This is a genomic window from Chitinophaga sp. RAB17 (assembly GCF_052114225.1).
Lineage (GTDB): Bacteria > Bacteroidota > Bacteroidia > Chitinophagales > Chitinophagaceae > Chitinophaga.
In genome coordinates, this window is record NZ_JBFREI010000007.1 from 370,928 (window position 1) to 390,851 (window position 19,924).

Below are 19,924 nucleotides of genomic sequence, written 5' to 3' on the forward strand. Positions count from 1 at the left end.
TTAACGATTGTTTTGATTTTCTGATTCGTGTTATATTATGATCAAATCTTGATCCGAGTGCAAATTACTGCATTTTTGGCATCCTACTTATTGATAATCTCTATGTACACATCAATATCCGGCTGTTTATGCAGGAAACCCGCCAACTCGTCATTCATCTCAATATTCCGGTTAAAAGTATGCAGTTTTGCCTGTGTCTGATCATCCCGGTCGGTCAGGTGTACATGCAGGATACTGTTGCCGGGGAAGCGGTTTACATTGTCTACCAGGAAATCAACGGTTTGTTTGTTGATGTACTTGGGCATGGTATTCAGATATACCTGTTTGGTATGTGTTTTCTTTACTTCCTGCAGCAGTTGTATACCACTTACCTTAAACTCATATTCATTATCATTGAAACGCTTGGATTTGAAGCCACCATTGATAAAGAGGCATAACCCCGGTTTCAGATAAGGGGCGAAGCGGATAAAATCTTCACTCCAGAGGGCGAATTCAAATTTGCCGGTATAATCTTCAATGGTCATTACTCCAAACTGCCGGTTGTTGCGGGAAATCCTTTCCTGGGCATTGGTGATATACACCGCCAACCTGAAGTTGCGTTCCCTGGAGCGGCCTCCGCTGCCTCCGGGCTGGGCTATTTCGGTCTGGTATTCCACCAGTTCCTGCACGGAGTTCATGTGGTAGTGTTTCATTTCAAAGCGATAATCATCGAGAGGATGTCCGGAGATATAGATACCGGTGATATCCTTTTCGTTGTTCAGCTTCATGATCAGTGGCCACGCATCGCAGGTAGGTATTTTAGGTGGTTCCACATCCGGCATGTCATCGGCACCGAAGAGACTGCCCATATTGGAGGAGCCTGCTGTTACCTGCTGACCGAATTTCACGATTTTATCCAGGCCGGTGAGGGCTTCACCTTCCGGCTTGTGGAAGTATTGTGCACGGTGAAATTCCGGGAAGCTGTCGAAAGCGCCGGACATCACCATGGCTTCCAGTGATTTTTTATTGACAGCGCGTTGATTCACGCGTTTGATAAAGTCGAATATGTTTTTAAAAGGACCTTCTTTTTTCCGCTCTTCCAGCAGATTTTCGATAGCGGCCTCACCCACACCTTTCAACCCACCGAGTCCGAAGCGGACCTGGCCCTGTTTGTTTACAGCAAAACCTTTGAAAGATTCATTCACATCAGGCGGCAATACATCGATGCCCATGCGTTTGGATTCTTCCATGAAGAAGGTGATCTTTTCAATGTTGCTGGCGCAGTTCAGTACGGCAGCCATATACTCAGAAGGGTAGTGGGCTTTCAGGTAAGCAGTCTGGTAGGCTACAAAAGCATAGCAGGTAGAGTGGGACTTATTGAAGGCGTAGGAGGCGAAGGCTTCCCAGTCGGTCCATACTTTTTCACATACTTTAGGATCGTGGCCATTTTTGGCGCAGCCTTCCATGAATTGCGCCTTCATCTTATTCAGTACCGCGATCTGCTTTTTACCCATGGCTTTACGGAGTACGTCCGCATCACCTTTGGAGAAGCCTGCCAGTTTCTGGCTCAGCAACATCACCTGTTCCTGGTATACCGTGATACCGTAGGTATCATTGAGGTATTCCTCCATTTCGGCAATATCGTATTGTACCGGTTCCAGCCCGTGTTTACGGCGGATAAAGGAAGGAATGTACTCCAGTGGTCCCGGACGGTACAGGGCGTTCATCGCGATGAGGTCATCGAACCTATCCGGTTTCAGCTCGCGCAGGTATTTCTGCATTCCGGGCGACTCGAACTGGAATGTAGCGTTGGTTTCGCCCTTTTGGTACAGGTCATATGTTTTGGCATCGTCCAGCGGAATATTATCTATTTCGATGGTGATGCCATGGTTCTGGCGGATCAGTTCCAGCGCACCTTTAATGATGGTAAGGGTTTTCAGCCCCAAAAAGTCCATCTTGATAACGCCGGCAGACTCAATAATGCTTCCTTCGAACTGGGTTACCAGCAAGTCGGAGTCTTTTGCAGTGGATACAGGAATGAGATCGTACAGGTCCTGCGGGGCAATGATGATACCCGCTGCGTGGATACCGGTGTTACGAACCGATCCTTCCAGTACACAGGCTTCGCGGAGTACTTCTCCCTGCAGGTCATCACCTTTGATGAGTTCCCGCAGCTTTTTTACGTTTTCAATGTCTTCACCAGCGAGACCTTCTTTATCGGCCAGGCTTTTTTCTCCTTCCAGGGGCGCGTTGAAGATACGGTCCAGCTGGATACCCGGTTTGTCTGGTACCATTTTGGCGAGGATGTTGGATTCCACGAGCGGGAGGTCCATTACGCGGGCCACATCCTTGATACTCATCTTGGCTGCCATGGTACCATAGGTGATAATTTGTGCTACCTGGTTACGGCCGTATTTCTGTACTACGTAGTCAATTACTTTCTGACGGCCCTCATCATCGAAGTCCGTATCAATATCGGGCATGCTCTTGCGTTCCGGATTCAGGAAACGCTCAAACAGCAGGTTATACTTAATGGGATCTATATTGGTGATGCCTATACAGTAGGCCACTGCAGATCCTGCAGCGGAACCACGTCCGGGGCCGATGAATACGCCCAGTTCACGACCGGCCTTGATGAAGTCGGCCACAATGAGGAAGTAACCGGCAAACCCCATGTTTTCGATTACCTGTAACTCAAAGTTGATACGTTCTTCAATATCGGCGTTCATTTCCATGTACCGGTTGCGGGCACCTTCATAGGTAATGTGCCGCAGGTACTGGTCCTGGGTGATAAATTCTTTTGGAATAGGGAAGTTGGGCAGCAGGATATCTCTTTTGAGATCCAGCAGCTGTACTTTATCTACAATTTCGTTGGTATTATCAATGGCCTGTGGAAGATCATGAAACAGTTTGGTCATTTCTTCCGTAGTCTTGAAATAGAACTGGTCGTTATAAAAAGCGAAGCGCCTGTTCTTCGGGCCGGCGGAATCATCGTCCGAAAAATCTTTATTGGTAGGGGTGCTTTTCTTTTCACCGGTGTTGATACAAAGCAGGATGTCGTGGGCGTTGGCATCTGCCTGATCCACATAGTGGGAATCGTTGGAGGCAATTACCTTTACATTGTATTTTTCTGCAAAGCGCAGTAATACGACGTTTACCTGCTCCTGCTCCGGAATACCGTGGCGTTGAAGTTCTACATAAAAATCTTCTCCGAAAATATCCAGCCACCAACGGAATTCTTTTTCTCCTTCCTCTTCTCCTTTGCGAAGAATGATGCGGGGAACAGAAGCGCCAAGGCAGCAGGTAGTAGCAATCAGTCCTTTGTGATATTGCAGTACTAATTCCTTATCGATACGTGGATATTTACCATAGAGGCCCTCCATATATCCCAGGGAACAGAGCTTGATGAGGTTGCGATAACCTTCATCATCTTTGGCCAGCAATACCTGGTGATAACGCACATCTTTTTCTTCTCTTGTAAACGCACGTTTATGGCGGTTTTCCACGACATAAAATTCGCAGCCTACAATAGGTTTTACTTTCAGCCTTTTATCTTTCGGATCACCCGGATTTAATTTATTATTATATGCTTCTGCCACAAACTGAAATGCGCCAAACATATTACCATGGTCTGTAATCGCCAGGGCAGGCTGATTAGAAGACATCGCCTTTTTATACAGCGATTTGATGTCGGCGGCGCCATCCAGTAATGAGTATTGCGTATGTACGTGAAGGTGGGAGAAATTCATCAGCGAGTCGTTTTCGTCAAAGAGCAAAAGTACGGGAAAAAGCAGAAAGCAGAAAGCAAAAAGCAAAAAGCCGTAGGAGTGGGTGTTTGAAGCGAATAACAAAATCGATTATTTGCTTCAATAGCTTTTTGCTTTCTGCTTTCTGCTTGTACTTTTGTATTTTAGCGAAAATTTAGCCAGACGCTTATGATCAGAGTAAAGGGACATCTATTTGTGAAGTTATCGATTTGTGCATTGTCACTTAGTTCCTGCGCTTCACTAAAGAAAAGTACTACCAGTAAGAAACCCTCCACCACACCTGCTACCGCCAACAACAGACCCGTTGAATTTATAGATGGCATAGCCACCAACCGTCATCCCCGCAACAACAGTAATTATAACAGCAAAGACGTCAGTATCAGTAAAAATATTTCCAGGGGCAGTGCCAACCTGGAAAATGCGCAGAGCTGGCAGTTTAAATATGCACAGTTACTGGATGTTCCTGTAGAAGACGTATTAAATCAGAAGCTGTATAGCTTTATTGAAGAATGGTGGGGCACTCCTTATCGCTTAGGAGGAAAAACAAGATCCGGTATTGATTGTTCCGGATTTGTAAATACACTGATGAATGCAGTGTTTCAGCTGGGACTCTCCGGAAATTCTACCGATCTTTTTACACAGGTAAAAAGATTACCCGTACGTGATTTACATGAAGGCGACCTGGTATTTTTCAGGATTCATAAGAAGCGTATTTCTCATGTAGGCATCTATCTCGAGAATGATAAATTTGTACATGCATCTACCAGTGCAGGGGTGATGATCAGTGATCTTAAAGAGCCTTACTGGAAGAGGTATTTCGCCGGTGGAGGACGACTTTAACCCGCTCTACACATTTGTTTTATTGTTAATTTTATACGATTTTTACCCTTTTAACTTAATCACCTGCCTTATGCAGGACCTTTCATATCATGGAATTTGCTCCCATCGTATTATTTGTATACAACCGGCCGGATTTGACGCTCAACACCTTAGAGTATCTTAGCAGGAATGAGGAAGCGAAAGAAAGTACCTTGTATGTATATTGTGATGGAGCCAAAGCAGGTGCCTCTCCGGAACAGCTGCAGCTGATAAAACAGGTGCGGGAAATAGTACACAGCCGGCAATGGTGTGGTAAGGTGGTGATCCTGGAAGCAGAAAAGAACAAAGGTCTGGCTACTGCCGTGATTGACGGGGTAACGGAAGTCATCGGTAAGCATGGTAAAATTATTGTTTTGGAAGATGACCTCACCGTATCGCCTTTCTTCCTGAAATTTATGAACGATGCGCTCACTAAATATGCGCAGGAAGAAAAGTTATTGGCGGTGCATGGTTATCTGTATCCATTTAAGGTGCCGGCAGATTATACCGCTTCTACTTTCCTGGTGCATGATCCGGGGAGCCTCGGATGGGGTACCTGGAGCAGGGCCTGGAAGAAATTTGAGCCGGATACCCATAAAGTAATTGAGCTGATAAAATTGAAGGGACTGAAGCGGGCATTTGATTTCTGGGGGGCTTATCCTTTCTTCAGAATGCTGCATCAGCATAAGAATGGCAAAGTGAGCTCCTGGGCCATTCGCTGGAGAGCTACGGCCTACCTGCATGATATGCTCACACTGTACCCGGTGAAATCACTGGTAAGGCATGATGGAAATGTAGCTGCTGCTACTCATCATTATAAAGAAGAAGATTGGTTATATACCGAGATATACCAGGCACCTGTGCCGGTAGGAAATATTCCGGTGGAGAATAACCTGCCCATGGAGAAAGTGTTTGCAAAATTCCTGCGTGCAAATGCAGGCATGACCATTCCTGCGAAGATTAAAAACAGGCTTAAACAATACTGGAAAAAAATAACCGGCCATGCTTAAGGTAATGCGTAACATATTCAGAAAAATAAAGCGGGACCTGATTTCGCCGGTTTCCTGGGATAATTTAAGAAAGCTGCAACCCGTATCTCCGGCTTTTGGATGGAGCAGGGGCACACCGGTGGATCGTCATTATATCACCACCTTCCTGGATGCACACCGCACCGATATTCACGGTCATGTACTGGAAATAGCGGAGAGCAGTTATTCAAAGCAATTTGGTGCACAGGTCAGCAGTTTTGAAGTACTGCATGTGCAGGCAGGCGCAAATGTTACCATTATCGGAGATCTGACAAACAAGGCGTCTTTACCTGCCGATAAAATTGATTGCTTCATCTGTACACAGACATTTAATTTCATTTACGATTTTAAAACCGCCATTGAAGGGGCACATCACCTGTTAAAACCAGGCGGTGTACTGCTGGCTACACTGGCCGGCGCCACACAGATATCGGCTTACGATCAACAGCGCTGGGGCGACTATTGGCGCTTTACTGCACAATCCGCCGCTAAAGTATTTGGTGAAATTTTTGGAGAAGAAAATATAGAGATCATTTCTTACGGTAATGTACTCACCTGTACGGCTATCCTACAGGGAATTTCTGCCGAAGAATTATTACCGGAAGAATTAAATTATCAGGATCCGGTGTATCCGATTATCATTGCAGTGAGGGCCAAAAAGGCGTAACACGATAAAATGTAGCACTATCTGATGGGAAACGTGAGTCAAAAAGTATTTTCAGCTATGCACTATGTGGCCAACAAAGTGCAGCGACCGGCGGTTATTTTATTGTATCACCGGGTAACTACCCTGCAGCAGGACCCACAGGAACTGTCTGTTACACCCGCCAATTTCAATGCACAGCTCACACATCTGGCATCCGATTACCATGTTTTGGATGCCGATCGTTTTTTATACCATGTAAAAAATAAAAAGGCTTTCCCCGAAAGATCAGTATTTATTACGTTTGACGATGGTTATGCAGATAACTATCATGAAGCATTGCCTATACTGACCCAACGCCAGGTACCCGCCTTGTTTTATATTACCACTTCAAAAATTAATACGGATTACGAGTTATGGTGGGATGACCTGGAACGCATACTACTGACCGTAGGAAATCTGCCACCGGAGCTGCGCATTAATATCAACGGCCAATCGTGGCAATATGCTACCGGTACGCTCATGGCTATACGGGAAACCTATTATGCCCTGCAGCAGGTGCTGCGTTTCTGCAAGCCGGCCGTGATTGAATCAGCCCTGGAACAATTATATGAGTGGTCCGGTAAAAATGCTACCGGAAGGCCTTCTCACCGCCTCATGACCTGGGAGGAAGTGAAGGCAATGGGCAACGCTGCTTATGCTACTATTGGTTGTCATACGCACCGGCATCCTGCAGTAGGCATGCTTAGCTATGAAGAGCAGTATACCGAAATAGGAATGYCCAAAGAAATACTGGAAGGGGTGCTGGGTACTCCACAGGCGCATTTTTCCTATCCTTTTGGTGGCAGGAAATTCCTGGGTACCAAACGCTACTATAATGCAGACAGTATAAAAGCCTGTAAGGCACTGGGCTTGCAGCTGGTAACGGCCAATTACTACGGACAGGTGCATAGCTGGAGTAATCCTTATGCCTTGCCCCGTATCCTGGTGCGTGACTGGCCCATTGACGTGTTTCGGAAGCATATGCAACAGTTCTTTAAATATTAGCGGGTGAAAATACTTTTTATCAATAAATATGAGAACAGCGGCGGTGCTGCAATAGCGGCACAACGGATTGCGGAAGGGCTCTCTCAGTATTATCATACCGAGAATCATTTCGTAGTGGGCACCCATCAGGCATCTGCGGATGTAACGGTGACCCGCCCGGGTATGATACGCAATGTGATAGAAAGAGGTCTCAATGTACTCAGCAATAAGGTGGGATTACAATACTTATATTTTCCTTTTTCATCGCCGGCCATCATGCGTGCAGCACATGCATTTAAGCCGGATGTGATCAGTTTACATAATATACACGGTGGCTATTTTGACGCCACTTTATTGCCGCGCCTATCCGTGGTAGCACCTATTGTATGGACCCTGCATGATATGTGGGCATTGACCGGTAATGCGGCCCACACCTTTGGTGACACGGCCTGGAAATCAGGCAGAGCAGGCAAGTCGGAGCATAAGCATTCACCATCTATGGGATTGCCCAATGGCAACTACCTGATGCGTAGAAAACAGCGCCTGTACGCCGCCAGTGATCTTCATATTGTATCTCCCTCTGAATGGTTATATGATATGACGATGGAAAGTCCACTGACAAGAGAAGAACCGCTGTATCATATTCCCAATCCAATTGACACGGATTATTTCCGGCCTCAGGACAAGGCTGCTTCCAGGCAGGCACTGGGATTGCCCGCAACCGCGCAGGTGATTACCTTTGTGTCTGAACGGCTGTTTAACAGTGAGTTTAAAGGAGGAGCAGAACTACTGAACATTTTACACCTGCTGGATGAGCAGCTGGATCGTAAGGTATATCTGCTCATGATAGGGAAGGATCGTTTACCAGGCACATTTAAGCACCTGGAATGTGTGTATACCGGTTATGTAAAGGATACACAAAAAATGATGCAGTGCTACAGTGCCAGCGATATTTTCTTTTATCCTACCAAAGCAGATAACCTGCCCAACGTACTGATAGAAGCAGGTAGTTGTGAAACGGCCTGTATTACCTTTGATGTGGGCGGTTGCAGGGAGATCGTAAAGGATGGTGAAACGGGGTACGTAATTGCACCGGGCAACCAGCAGCAGTTTGCCGAGCACACCTTGTCTTTGCTGAATGATCCGGCCACCTGCCGGCAATTTGGCAAATCGGCCAGAACCTATGTGGAACAGCGTTTCGGTATGAAGGTAGTAGCCGCACAGTATTATGAGTTGTTTCAATCCGTGGTAAAGGAGCCACTATAATTATTTACATGACCAAAGCAGCTAACCCGGTATTGAGCATTATCACCGTATGTTTTAATGCGGAGAAATTTATAGAAAGCACCATACAAAGTGTGCTGTCGCAAACGTATCCGCATATCGAATATATTATTGTGGATGGAGCCTCCAGAGATAATACCATGGGTGTGGTGGAGAAATACCGTTCCCATATTGCTACCGTTGTTTCTGAAAAAGACAAGGGCTTGTATGATGCCATGAATAAGGGCATGCAGCTGGCTACCGGGGATTACCTGTTGTTCCTGAATGCAGACGATGTGCTGGCAAATGAAGAGGTGATCCATAAAATGTTTGCTACCTGTGCCGATGCAGATGTCTATTATGGTGAGGCTATGTTCATGGATGAAAATGGCGCAGATATCGGTTTGCGATCTGAGCAAACACCGCATAAAGTGCCGGATCAGCTCACGTGGAAAAGTTTAAAACATGGCATGGTGGTGTCGCATCAGGCGTATGTGATTCGCCGCAGTTTAAGTCCGCTATATGATTTGCAGTATAAAGTTTGTGCAGATATAGACTGGATGATCCGTACCTTGAAAGCATCCCGCAACATATGCAATACACATGAAGTAGTAGCGCGGTTCAGGGTGGGAGGCACTTCCAAGCAGCATCAGCAACTGGCGTGGAAGGAACGGTATAAAATATTGAGCCGGTATTATGGACATATTCCCAATTTTGCCCATCATCTGTTTATAGGACTGCGTTATATTTTTTCGAAGAGATATTGATTTAGCTGTTAGCTGTTAGCTATTAGCTTTTAGGAAATGCAGCGAATGTTGGCTATCAAAGCGAAGGCCTGAGCAGATTTGCTCAGGCCTTCGCTTTGATAGCTTTCTGTTTTATGCTGTTTTTTGTCCGTCACTTTTGATATACTGATAGCATTCCCATCCAAAGATGACGATCACCAGTAACAGTAACAAGGTAGAAGAAATGCCGGCAATCTTCAGACCAGTGAAGACTTTGGTCGGTTCAAACCGCATTTCAATTTTATGATCACCAGCGGGTATTTTCAAGCCGCGTAGTGCATAATCGGTGCGGATGATGTCAGCAGGATTGCCATCGATGAACGCTTTCCAGCCTGCAGGGTAGTATATTTCGGAGAACACCCCAAAACCTTCCTGTGGGTTATGCGACACATATTGCAGTTTATTCAGACCATATTTGGTGAGCATGATGGTAGCACTGCTATCTGCGTTTGGTTTGAAGTTACCTAACTGTGCTGCAAATCGTTTGTCAATAACAGCAGAGTCGCGGGAGTTCAGGTAATCCAGCGTTTTCATTTCTGTATTGGCATCCGGTGCCCAGATGATATCTTTTACAAACCATGCGTTTCCATAAGCGCCAGGATTGCGTTGTGCTACCGGTTGTCCGCTTTTCTGATCTGGTACAATAAAATATTTCGTGTTGAGCATGTTCAGCACGTGCATATTTTGTTTGGAGATCTGATGGGTGATAAGATCCTGGTAGACCCACAATTTCGCAGGGCTGTAACCGCCGATGTTTTTGTGGAAATAGGAAGGAGATGCATCATCGAATGGTGATGTAGTGAGATTGAATACACGGTAGTATGGATCCGGATCCTGTTTGATCTGCTGATCAGCAGGGGAGGGTTGCATTACCTGCATATAGCTCATATCATCTACAAAGCTGTCGTTGTTCAGGTAATTTTTATCTACCTGTAACAGGTCAATGGTAACAGCAGCGGTGATGATCAGTGCAGCTGTCTGCCATTTTATTTTTGTTTTCAGGAAAGCCCAGATGGCGGCTGCCGCGATGAGGATGAATATCACGGAGCGGAAAGCATCTTTCAGCAACAGGCTGCTGCGATCTTTTTCCAGGGCGCGGATAAGGAGTTTACCATTTTCCTCGCCGCCCATCATTTGAGCGAAATAGTTGAGCATGCTGGCATCGCTCGCGCTGCTGAATCCTGTAAAGAAATTGCTGATCAGCACAAAGCCTGCCAGTATACCACCGGTGATCAGTAATGCTTCTTTCAGTTTTTTCAGTAAGGCCTCTTTGGTCAGTTTGCTGGCAGCTACTTCCTGCAACCCCCAGCATCCCAGCACCACAAAGGTGAGTGATGGCAGCACCAATGCCTGCGCAGGTGCACGGAATTTATTGTAGAGGGGGAGATGATAGAACAGGAAATCGTTGATGAAAGCCAGGTTTTTACCCCATGCCAGTATAAAGCCGATGACGGTGACTGCAACAAGCCACCATTTATGCCAGCTCTTTACTAACAGTAAAGACAATACGAAAAGGAAGCAGATGATAGCGCCTACATAAACAGGGCCGGAAGTACCTTTGGATTGTGCGCCGTAGTAAACCGGTAATTTCTGTTGTTCCAGGAACTGATCTACCTGGGCAGCAGGTACCCCGAGACTGATCATTTGCTGGCCGAAATTGGAGCTGTTGCTTAATTTCTGAGCGGAGGAGTTACCAACATAACCAGGAATGAGGAAGGTACCTGATTCGGCTTTACCATAGCTCCAGTCATATGCATAGTCGATATCCAGACCGGTAGATTTCTTTTGTACCACATCGCCCTGGTCCAGGGTGAGTTCTGATTTGCTGCCACGCATCGTATAATCGGTATACTCACGGAGCATTAACAGGCTATCCATAGAAGTAAGGATAGCCAGTGCGCCGGCAATGGCCAGCAGACCGGATGCTTTAAAGAACTGTGGCAGTTGCTTCTCCCTAAAGGCATGAATAAAGGCGCCTATAGCAAGACAGCCCACCATAATCAGTGTATAATAGATGATCTGGAGGTGATTATTGTAGATAAGCATGCCCGTAGCCAATGCGGTTAATGCCGCGCCGGTGAGTAGTTTGCCCCGGTAGGTGAGGATGATACCAGCCAGTACAGCAGGCATCAGGGCAATGTCGAACATTTTGGTGATGTGACCTACGTCTATGATGATGACATTGTAGGAGCAAAATGCAAAGGCAATGGCACCCATGACGCGGATCCAGTATTTAAAGTCCAGTATGCATAAGAGCAGGTACATGCTCATCATGGCCAGGAACAACATATTAACAGGGAAGGGCGTCTTCAAAGTGATCACCCAGTTCATGTACCCCATTTTGTTGGTACCCGGACCGGTGTAAATCACGTAGGAAGGCATACCAGAGAACATGCTGTTGGTCCATAAAGGGCGCTCACCGGTTGCTTCATAGTAGTCCTTTGCCTCTTTCGCCATTCCCTCCACATTCTTCATGTCGGCCTGGTTTACAACTTTGCCTTCCAGGACGGGAGAACAATACACCATTGCCAGCAGGAGGAAGATACCTATTGCTGCAAGGTGCGGAAGAATGGCTTTTAGCCAGTTTTGCTTCATCGGATATTTTGGATTTAGTTTTAAAGAAACAAAAATAACTGTAATTTATCCGAAATTTCAATATGCGCTGGATCCGGTTCCTCTTAAAATTTACATTTATATGCAATCTGTGCTTTCTGATCAGTGAAATTCTGCGTATTACCGTATATGATCATGCGTTAGATTCCATCGTGAATCACGTGCTGGTATTGGGTGTGGGGATAGCTTTCCCGTTGAATGGGTTGGTATGTGTGCTGACAGGTTTGCTGTTGTTGTTAAAAAAAATACAATGGAAGACATTGCCTCCCTGGTTATATTTGCTCAACATTGCCATTTTTATATTTCAACTTATAGTTAATTATTAAATGATCAGGAATCTGTTAAACGACAAGCCCACTAAACTGTTCGTCATATTTACCAGTTTTTTTGTGGCCAACGCGCTCATCGCGGAATGTATTGGCGGTAAACTGTTTTCGCTGGAGCAAGTATTTGGATTAACGCCACACAAGTTCTCTTTATTTGGAGAAAGTGGATTGTCCTATACCTTAACCGCCGGGGTATTATTATGGCCGTTAGAGTTTGTGATGACAGATATTGTGAATGAATATTTTGGGCCTAAAGCGGTGCGCCGTATTTCCTATATCGCGGTGGCGTTGATTTCGTATGCCTTCATTATGTTCCTGGTGGCCATGAGTGTGCCGGCAGACAGCTGGTGGCTGGGGAGTAAGGCTGCTGATGGGATTCCGAATATGCAAACGGCGTTCACCAGTATTTTCGGACAAGGTATGTGGATCATCCTGGGTAGCTTAACGGCTTTCCTGGTAAGCCAGATTGTGGATGTAACGGTATTTCACCGTATCAAAAAACGTACTGGCGACAAGCACGTATGGCTGAGAGCTACCGGATCTACGGTTGTATCGCAGCTGGTAGACAGTTTTATTGTGTTATTCATTGCGTTTAAGCTGGGTAATAACTGGAGCTGGCAGCGGGTACTGGCTATTTGTATGGTGAACTACAGCTATAAATTTGTATTGGCGGTGGCACTTACACCATTGATCTATTTACTGGAACATCAGATAGAACGCTACCTGGGACATGATGTAGCGAAGAAGATGAAGGCAGCCGCCATGGGTAAAGAACATCCTTATGAGGATCCGATAACGAATGATTAAAGCGAAAAGCTGAAAGCATAAAGCAAAAAGCTATTAAAGCGGATATAAGTATAACACTGGTATCCGCTTTAATAGCTTTTTGCTTTCAGCTTTTCGCTTTAATCAATATCTTTCTTTAACAATATCTGCTACTACTTTATCAATAGGTAAAGTAACGGCTGCTGCCGAAAACTCATTCCAGTCTATCCAGCGGGCGCGCTCTACTTCTTCCACACCTTCCGGTATGGTAAAATCGAACGGAACGGTGCTTACATTTGCGGTAAAGGGCGAGGTAGGCGTTACCAGGTAATAGATGGAGATGATCTGTGTTTCATTATCGAAAGCTGAGATCTGGAAGAAGTCTGTTGTGTAGATGTGCTCTACTACTTTTACATCCTGTCCCAGTTCTTCCTGCCACTCTCTTACAATACATTCGAGGGTACCTTCTCCAAATTCCAGTCCGCCGCCGGGGAACTTGGTATAGTAACCGCCACGGATATACTCATCACTCACCAGCACCTGTTGGTGATCGTTGATCATGATGCCGTATACTCTTACGTTAAATCCTGTTTGCATATTCAAGTATAGATGAGGGTTAGAACCATTTCTTCTTCATAAAATACCAGCTGATCACTACAGAAATAGCGATAGAAAGAATGACCGGTATATAAAAAGCGTGCATGGTATGCTGATAGGGAATATCTACGTTCATGCCATAGATGCTGGCCACCAGCATGGGAAATGTAAGGATAATGGTAATGGAGGTCAATCGCTTCATCACCACATTCAGGTTATTGGAAATGATGCTGGCAAAGGCATCCATGGTACTGCTCAGAATGTTGGTATATACGTTGGCCATTTCCAGTGCCTGTGAAGTATCTACAATCAGATCCTGCAGAAATTCCTTTTCATCTTCGTTGAGGCCGAGGAAATTGGTACGCTCCAGTTTCATGAGCAGGAGTTCATTGCTGCGGAGGGCAGTAACGAAGTATACGAGGCTTTTCTGGATACGCATAATACCCAGGAGCTCTTCGTTCCGGTTGGAATCGTAGAGTTTAGCTTCCAGCATGTTTCTGCGCTGGTTAATTTCTTTCAGATAATCCAGGAAGTTGATAACTACCTTTTCAAATATTTTCAGCACCATCATATTCCTTTTCTCCGGGGAGCGGTTATGAAAGGTGTTCAGGAATTTTTTGATAGCGGTATTATCGAAAGAATTGACTGTGATGATCTGGTGATGGGTCAGGATAATCACAATCGGAATGGTGATATAGAAGGCTTCACTTTCGTTGATCGAATTGTTTTCGGTAGGGGTTTTCAGTACAATGAGCTTTACATTGTCTTCCAGCTCAAACCTTGATTTTTCGTCGATATCCAGGGAATCCGTGAGGAAGTCGAGGGGAATATCCAACTCCTCCGATAACTGTTCAAATTCGGCCTGTTTAAGGGGAGGGGTAATATTTACCCATACACCGTTTTCCGGCTGTTTTATTTCTACAGTTTTGGAATCTATATTTGTGAAATACTGGATCATCGGGCGCAAAGGTACTTAAAATGTTGAATCATGTTCCCATTTGGTGTAATATTGCACATTAGGGAATAGTTAATTTTATTTATATATAAATGGGAGTCATAAAGCAACAGAGTATAAATTCGACATTGCTGATTTACATTGGTTTTGCGGTGGGCGGTATTAATATTGTTTTTTTATTCCCCCATTTATTCACTGAGGAGCAGTTTGCGCTGACCCGCCTGTTACCTGAAATTGCCATGATCCTGGTACCAGTCTGTACCCTGAGTTCAGTGCCCACTATCAGTCGTTTTTTTCCTTATTATTCCAGTCACCTGAAGGACAAAGATAATGATATGTTAACCTGGGCGCTATTGGCGACCCTGATAGGGTTTACATTATTTGCGGTAGGTACTTTCTTTTTCAAGGGTATGATCATCAACGCGTATATAGAGAAGTCGCCGTTGTTTATCACTTATTTCTACCTGTTATATCCCAATGTTTTTTTATTTGCGGTGTTTGCCGTTTTTGAGAGCTACAGCGGTTCCCGGCACCTGTCAGTATTTCCTAACTTCCTGAAGGAGCTGGCCCTGCGTTTACTGACCACGGTACTGATTGTAGCTTATTATTTTAAATGGATTGGTATTGATGCTTTTCTATGGCTATTTTCCCTTTTATATGGCGTATTGCTGCTGGCATTACTGGTATACCTGCACCAGCATCACTTTCTGCATTTCACCTTTAAGGTGAGTAAGGTTACGCGTAGATTGTCCGGGAAGATGGCTACCTATTCGTTTTCGTTGCTGGGAGCGATCTTATTTTCGTTGTTGGCGAAGAATATAGCGCCGCTGATTCTGGCCAGTACCAAGGGGCTGGGAGATGTGGCCTACCTCACCATTGTTAATTATGTATCGACACTGATATTGATTCCGCAGCGTAGTATTTCCGCCATTGGCTTGCCGGTACTGGCACAGGCCTGGAAGGAGCGGGATATGAAGAAGATAGATGAGGTGTATACCAAATCGTCTTTGCTGCAGTTAATTTATGGATTGTTTATTTTTCTCGTTATCTGGCTGAACATCGATAATTTTTTCCAGTTGCTACCGGCGAACTACAGTCAGGGCAAATATGTGGTGCTATACCTGTGTATAGCGAGGGTAATTGATATGGGGACGGGGTTGAATAGCCAGGTGTTGGCTACTTCCCGTTTCTGGCGTTATGATTTGTATAGCTCGATAGTTTTGCTGGCGTTGTCTTTCCCGTTGAATTATTTCCTGATTCGTGATTTTGGGATGACGGGTTCTGGTTATGCCGAGTTGATTTCCATATCGGTGTTTAATCTTATCAGATATGTGTTTATCTGGATGAAATTTGGCTTACAACCTTTTACCGTGAATACTTTGAAAGCAATAGGTGTGGCGCTGGTAGCTTATTTGGGTACCATGTGGATCCCGTTTATAATACATCCGTTTATTGATATCGCCATCAGAGGGGCGTTGTTTGCGGTGATATTTGTTTCGCTGATACTGGCGCTTCGGGTGTCTGATGATATTAACAGTACTGTTTATTCAACGATTGACAAGTTAAGGAGAAGGGGATAGGAATAGACTATTGTTGCTGCTAGCCGGGCTGTATCATCCTGTAAATACCGGCATGTTATGAAGGCTGGATCTCTGGCCTATCGATGAAGGAAGCGTATTAATTCAATATACTTTTCAGTGCCTCCAGTTTTTCCTTTTCATTAAATAATCTATCTACAATCGCAATATTTTCATCAATAGTGTGCTGATCCAGTGGCGCAATAAATTGTTTGAAATCCGTCTCACTGATTTCTTTGGAATCAAAAACGGCAACATCGTTTGTTTTCAGTAACTGGTACAGCGTACTATTGCTATGAATGAAAATCTTTTTGCCTCTGTATAGCAATGCCAGCACATTTCCGGCTGCCTGGGAGCGATAATGGAACATCACTGCCACATCCACCTGTGCCAGCAGTTTATAGTAGTCGTCACGCTGGAGGAAGCTGCGTAAGGCCATGACCTTATCGGCTCCGAAGATGCGGATGGCCTCACTTTCCACGAGGTCGCCATATTTATCGTTGCCATAGTTGAGGGGGATGACCAGCTTAATGGGCATGTCCCTATAGGCCGATAAGGCTTGTAACGCTTCGAGGTGGTTATTGGTGATGGTGTCTGAATTGCCCAGCAGGATAGTGGTAACGCTGTTGTCTTTAGGTGCATTCATAAATGCATGTTCGGCTGCATCAGGCTTTTGGCCAACATCGTAATAGAAGTATTTATGTTCTGCCGGAGTGGTATAATGATTTAATACCCATTCATAATCGATATGACTCCAGTGGAGAAAGAGGTTTAATCGTTTAAAAAAGAGGTCCCGGGTGCGGGCTACTTCACGTTCTGGTCCTCTGTAGTTGAAAAAACGTTGGGCAAAGGACGTTAGTACCCTTTTAGGGCGCATGGGATTGAACTTCAGCTGAGGTCGTTCTTCATTTTTTTCAAAATATGCCAGGCTTAATGGGCCATATATCGTTTTTTTGAAGCGGAAGGCGGGGATTTCCACTACATCGCCGCCCCAGAAGAACATGCCCGTTGTAACGTTGGGAGGGAGGCTCAGTACTGCGTTTACGGCCAGATCAGATGCCCAGTGTACAAATACTTTGTCTTTATCTGTCACTTTTTTTAAAATAGCCGTAAAAGCAGGGGTATAAAAGGGTGCAAAGGTTACCAGGTCAGATTTTACAAATTTGGCTTTATTCTTCCAGTTATCAATGATATAGACATTTTTCCCGGGAGCTACTTTTTCTGCATCGTGAATAAAGCCGTTGATGAACTTGTCATCGACCATTAAATGATAATTCATGCATTCCTGTTTATGCTGCTGCTATGATTGGATAGGGGCCGGATAGTGGCCGCTTTTACCGGAGTTTCCGGCAAAAACGGTCTAAAGCGGGTATAATTATTTTACGGTGATATTGCCTTCAAATACCAATGTAGCGGGGCCGCAGAGCCAGATTTCGCTGAAGGTGCGTTCTCCGGTTTTAGAGAAACGTACTTCCAGTTGGCCGCCTAACGTTTGCACGGGTACTACGTATTCTTTTTCTTCTTTGCCGGCAAAGGTGAGTGCGGCTGCAGTTACGCCGGTACCGCAGGAATAGGTTTCATCTTCCACACCTCTTTCGTAGGTGCGGACAAAGATGCCACTTTCGAATGGTTGTACGAAGTTGACATTGGTACCTTCTTCAGCAAAGCGTTCGTTGTAGCGGATGCCACGGCCTTCGTTGAAAACATCTACGGCCTGTACATCTTCCACAAATTTTACGAAATGCGGGGAGCCGGTATTCAGGTAATAGTAGAGGGGACCATGTTCCACATCATGTACATCCGACATTTTCAGGTTTACCCAGCTATCACCATCCATGGTGGCTTCGTGTTCACCATCTACAGCAATGAAATACAGGTTACCATCACCTACGCCCATTTTATGCGCAAAGGCAACGAGGCATCTGCCGCCATTGCCGCACATGGTACCTTCGCGGCCATCCGCATTGTAGTATTTCATGGCAAAGTCGTAGTCTTCGCTTTTATTCAGCAACATTAATCCATCTGCACCGATGCCAAAGCGGCGATCACACAATTCATTCACCTGTTCGTCTGTAAGCCAGTCGTATTTCCCGTCCCGGTTATCCATGATCACAAAATCATTTCCGGTACCCTGATATTTATAAAAGTGGATATTGTTCATGATGACAAAGATAAAAAAATAAGCAATGATGTGGAGGGAATCGCCTTCGGCGATTGTCTTTAGCAGGATTAAACTGATTTTGTTGATGTTATTACATTCTTTCCGGAGATTATCTTTTACATGGGAAAGTCAAAATCATCGAAATTATCAAAATGCTGGTAAAGACAGGCGCCGGAGGCGCCCACCTTCGCGCTTATATACCCGCGATAATGCCTAGTCCTTTTTCAATCAGTGCTGCTACTGCTGCGCCGCCATCTTTACTGAACTCCCTGCTGATGCGGTTGGCCACGATGGCGCTGATAGAGAGGCATTCGTGCCCCAGTACACGGCCCATACCATAGATACCAGATGTCTCCATTTCGAAGTTGGTGATGCGGTGTGATTCGTAGGAGAAGCCTGTCAGGTTATCGATCAGATTGGGATTGGATAAGGTGCCGCGCAGTACCCGGCCCTGTGGTGCATAAAAACCGGGGCAGGTAACGGTGATGCCTGTATGAAAACCATCTCTGAAATGGTTATGTAATTTTCCGGATGCTTCAAAGAGGCATGGATTGGCGCCCCCGGGTTGCAGGAATACCTGTCCACGGAAGGCTTCCAGCAGTTGTTTTTCGGCAATGGTATTTTCAAAAGCATAGTAGGGCATCAGGTTGTCGAGGCCCAGGCCATGAGAAGATACCACGAAGCTATCTACAGGAATGGCTTCCTGTAAAGCACCGGAAGTACCAAGGCGTATAATCTGTAATGAAGTGAGTTCGGATTTAACGAGACGGGTATTGAAATCAATATTTACCAGTGCATCGAGCTCATTGAGCACAATATCGATATTGTCGGTACCAATGCCGGTAGAAACTACAGACAGGCGTTTATTACCGATATAACCGGTATGAGTAACAAACTCCCGGTGTTGAAACTTACCTTCTATTTTATCGAAGTGTTGACTTACTGCACTTACACGGTCCGGGTCTCCTACAGTGATGATAGTGTGAGCCAGTTCATCCGGTCTTACGTCCAGGTGATACACCGCTCCGCGGCTGTTGATGATCAGTTCTGATTCTGCAATACGATTATCCATTGTACTAATTTTTATTTTTCACGAATCAACTTTTCCTGTTTTCCAGACTCAATATTCCTTTGTTCTGCCTTATTATCAAAATATTTTTTCAGATATTTTTTAAATAATATTTGGTAGTAATCAGAAATTTACTACTTTTGCAATCCCACAAAACGAATGAGATGTACGCCAGTGGGGGAGTTAAGGCGGACGTTTTGAAAGAGATGGTTTCGTGGCCGAGTGGCTAGGCAGAGGTCTGCAAAACCTCGTACAGCGGTTCGAATCCGCTCGAAACCTCTGAAAAAGAAAAAGCCGCGTATATCGCGGCTTTTTCTTTTTATACACATCCTGTAGCAGATCTACAGCTACAGCCAGCTATCCTCCCGGACAATAGCAGCTCCTGATTTCACACTTTTGTTAGTTATTTATAAGCGTAAAAAAAGAGGCTATTAATCAGTTTTTTATCATTTTATGATCTTCCGGCTAAAAATAGTTCTGTGAATGTTCATGATCTCCCGATCTGCTGCCAG

Annotated in this window: 16 protein-coding genes and 1 tRNA gene; 9 read left to right on the forward strand and 8 right to left on the reverse strand. The window is 45.1% G+C overall.

Annotation, left to right across the window (positions count from 1 at the left end; all coding sequences use genetic code 11):
* Nucleotides 1–83: 83 nt before the first annotated feature.
* On the reverse strand, nt 84–3,728 hold the full coding sequence (dnaE, locus tag AB4Z08_RS23690; RefSeq protein ID WP_441576270.1) for a DNA polymerase III subunit alpha: 3,645 nt from the start codon (nt 3,726–3,728) through the stop codon (nt 84–86).
* Nucleotides 3,729–3,914: 186 nt separating this feature from the next.
* Here dnaE and AB4Z08_RS23695 point away from each other — a divergent pair, with 186 nt between their 5' ends.
* The 6 genes from AB4Z08_RS23695 to AB4Z08_RS23720 all read left to right on the forward strand — a co-directional run bounded on the left by AB4Z08_RS23695 (nt 3,915) and on the right by AB4Z08_RS23720 (nt 9,331).
* Nucleotides 3,915–4,586, forward strand: a complete 672-nt coding sequence (locus AB4Z08_RS23695; RefSeq protein WP_441576271.1) for a C40 family peptidase — start codon at nt 3,915–3,917, stop codon at nt 4,584–4,586.
* Nucleotides 4,587–4,675: 89 nt separating this feature from the next.
* The gene (locus AB4Z08_RS23700; RefSeq protein ID WP_441576272.1) at nt 4,676–5,614 is read left to right on the forward strand and encodes a hypothetical protein; all 939 of its coding nucleotides are present in this window, start codon (nt 4,676–4,678) and stop codon (nt 5,612–5,614) included.
* Nucleotides 5,607–6,299 (forward strand): methyltransferase domain-containing protein, encoded by a 693-nt coding sequence (locus AB4Z08_RS23705; protein WP_441576273.1) that lies wholly within the window; start codon nt 5,607–5,609, stop codon nt 6,297–6,299. The genes AB4Z08_RS23700 and AB4Z08_RS23705 overlap by 8 nt, the downstream gene beginning before the upstream one ends.
* Nucleotides 6,300–6,323: 24 nt before the next feature.
* The gene (locus AB4Z08_RS23710) at nt 6,324–7,322 is read left to right on the forward strand and encodes a polysaccharide deacetylase family protein (RefSeq protein WP_441576274.1); all 999 of its coding nucleotides are present in this window, start codon (nt 6,324–6,326) and stop codon (nt 7,320–7,322) included.
* A 3-nt stretch (nt 7,323–7,325) separates the two neighbouring features.
* Nucleotides 7,326–8,567, forward strand: a complete 1,242-nt coding sequence (locus AB4Z08_RS23715; RefSeq protein WP_441576275.1) for a glycosyltransferase — start codon at nt 7,326–7,328, stop codon at nt 8,565–8,567.
* Nucleotides 8,568–8,575: 8 nt separating this feature from the next.
* Nucleotides 8,576–9,331, forward strand: a complete 756-nt coding sequence (locus AB4Z08_RS23720) for a glycosyltransferase family 2 protein (protein WP_441576276.1) — start codon at nt 8,576–8,578, stop codon at nt 9,329–9,331.
* Between the two features lie 111 nt (nt 9,332–9,442).
* On the opposite strand, the gene AB4Z08_RS23725 is transcribed toward AB4Z08_RS23720, so the two are convergent.
* Nucleotides 9,443–11,944, reverse strand: coding sequence for a YfhO family protein (locus AB4Z08_RS23725; protein ID WP_441576277.1), 2,502 nt, complete (start codon nt 11,942–11,944; stop codon nt 9,443–9,445).
* Between the two features lie 175 nt (nt 11,945–12,119).
* Complete coding sequence (locus tag AB4Z08_RS23730) at nt 12,120–12,251, reverse strand: hypothetical protein (protein WP_441576278.1); 132 nt, start codon at nt 12,249–12,251, stop codon at nt 12,120–12,122.
* Between the two features lie 37 nt (nt 12,252–12,288).
* Here AB4Z08_RS23730 and AB4Z08_RS23735 point away from each other — a divergent pair, with 37 nt between their 5' ends.
* Nucleotides 12,289–13,095 carry a queuosine precursor transporter gene (locus AB4Z08_RS23735; RefSeq protein ID WP_441576279.1) on the forward strand — a complete coding sequence of 269 codons (807 nt, stop codon included), beginning with the start codon at nt 12,289–12,291 and terminating at the stop codon, nt 13,093–13,095.
* A gap of 102 nt (nt 13,096–13,197) precedes the next feature.
* Here AB4Z08_RS23735 and AB4Z08_RS23740 read toward each other — a convergent pair whose 3' ends face one another.
* Together AB4Z08_RS23740 and AB4Z08_RS23745 are read right to left on the reverse strand one after the other, a co-directional pair.
* Complete coding sequence (locus AB4Z08_RS23740; RefSeq protein ID WP_441576280.1) at nt 13,198–13,650, reverse strand: NUDIX domain-containing protein; 453 nt, start codon at nt 13,648–13,650, stop codon at nt 13,198–13,200.
* A gap of 19 nt (nt 13,651–13,669) precedes the next feature.
* Entirely contained in the window at nt 13,670–14,608 is a 939-nt protein-coding gene (locus AB4Z08_RS23745; RefSeq protein WP_441576281.1) for a magnesium transporter CorA family protein, read from the reverse strand.
* A gap of 125 nt (nt 14,609–14,733) precedes the next feature.
* On the opposite strand from AB4Z08_RS23745, the gene AB4Z08_RS23750 reads away from it, so the two are divergent.
* Nucleotides 14,734–16,185: a lipopolysaccharide biosynthesis protein gene (locus AB4Z08_RS23750; protein ID WP_441576282.1), complete on the forward strand. Its 1,452-nt coding sequence runs from the start codon at nt 14,734–14,736 to the stop codon at nt 16,183–16,185.
* A 97-nt stretch (nt 16,186–16,282) separates the two neighbouring features.
* On the opposite strand, the gene AB4Z08_RS23755 is transcribed toward AB4Z08_RS23750, so the two are convergent.
* The 3 genes from AB4Z08_RS23755 to AB4Z08_RS23765 all read right to left on the reverse strand — a co-directional run bounded on the left by AB4Z08_RS23755 (nt 16,283) and on the right by AB4Z08_RS23765 (nt 19,415).
* Complete coding sequence (locus tag AB4Z08_RS23755; protein ID WP_441576283.1) at nt 16,283–17,461, reverse strand: TDP-N-acetylfucosamine:lipid II N-acetylfucosaminyltransferase; 1,179 nt, start codon at nt 17,459–17,461, stop codon at nt 16,283–16,285.
* A 96-nt stretch (nt 17,462–17,557) separates the two neighbouring features.
* Nucleotides 17,558–18,343, reverse strand: coding sequence for a diaminopimelate epimerase (dapF, locus tag AB4Z08_RS23760; RefSeq protein WP_441576284.1), 786 nt, complete (start codon nt 18,341–18,343; stop codon nt 17,558–17,560).
* A 193-nt stretch (nt 18,344–18,536) separates the two neighbouring features.
* On the reverse strand, nt 18,537–19,415 hold the full coding sequence (locus AB4Z08_RS23765) for a nucleoside phosphorylase (protein ID WP_441576285.1): 879 nt from the start codon (nt 19,413–19,415) through the stop codon (nt 18,537–18,539).
* Between the two features lie 205 nt (nt 19,416–19,620).
* On the opposite strand from AB4Z08_RS23765, the gene AB4Z08_RS23770 reads away from it, so the two are divergent.
* A tRNA-Cys gene (locus AB4Z08_RS23770) sits at nt 19,621–19,691 on the forward strand.
* Nucleotides 19,692–19,924 lie beyond the last annotated feature (233 nt).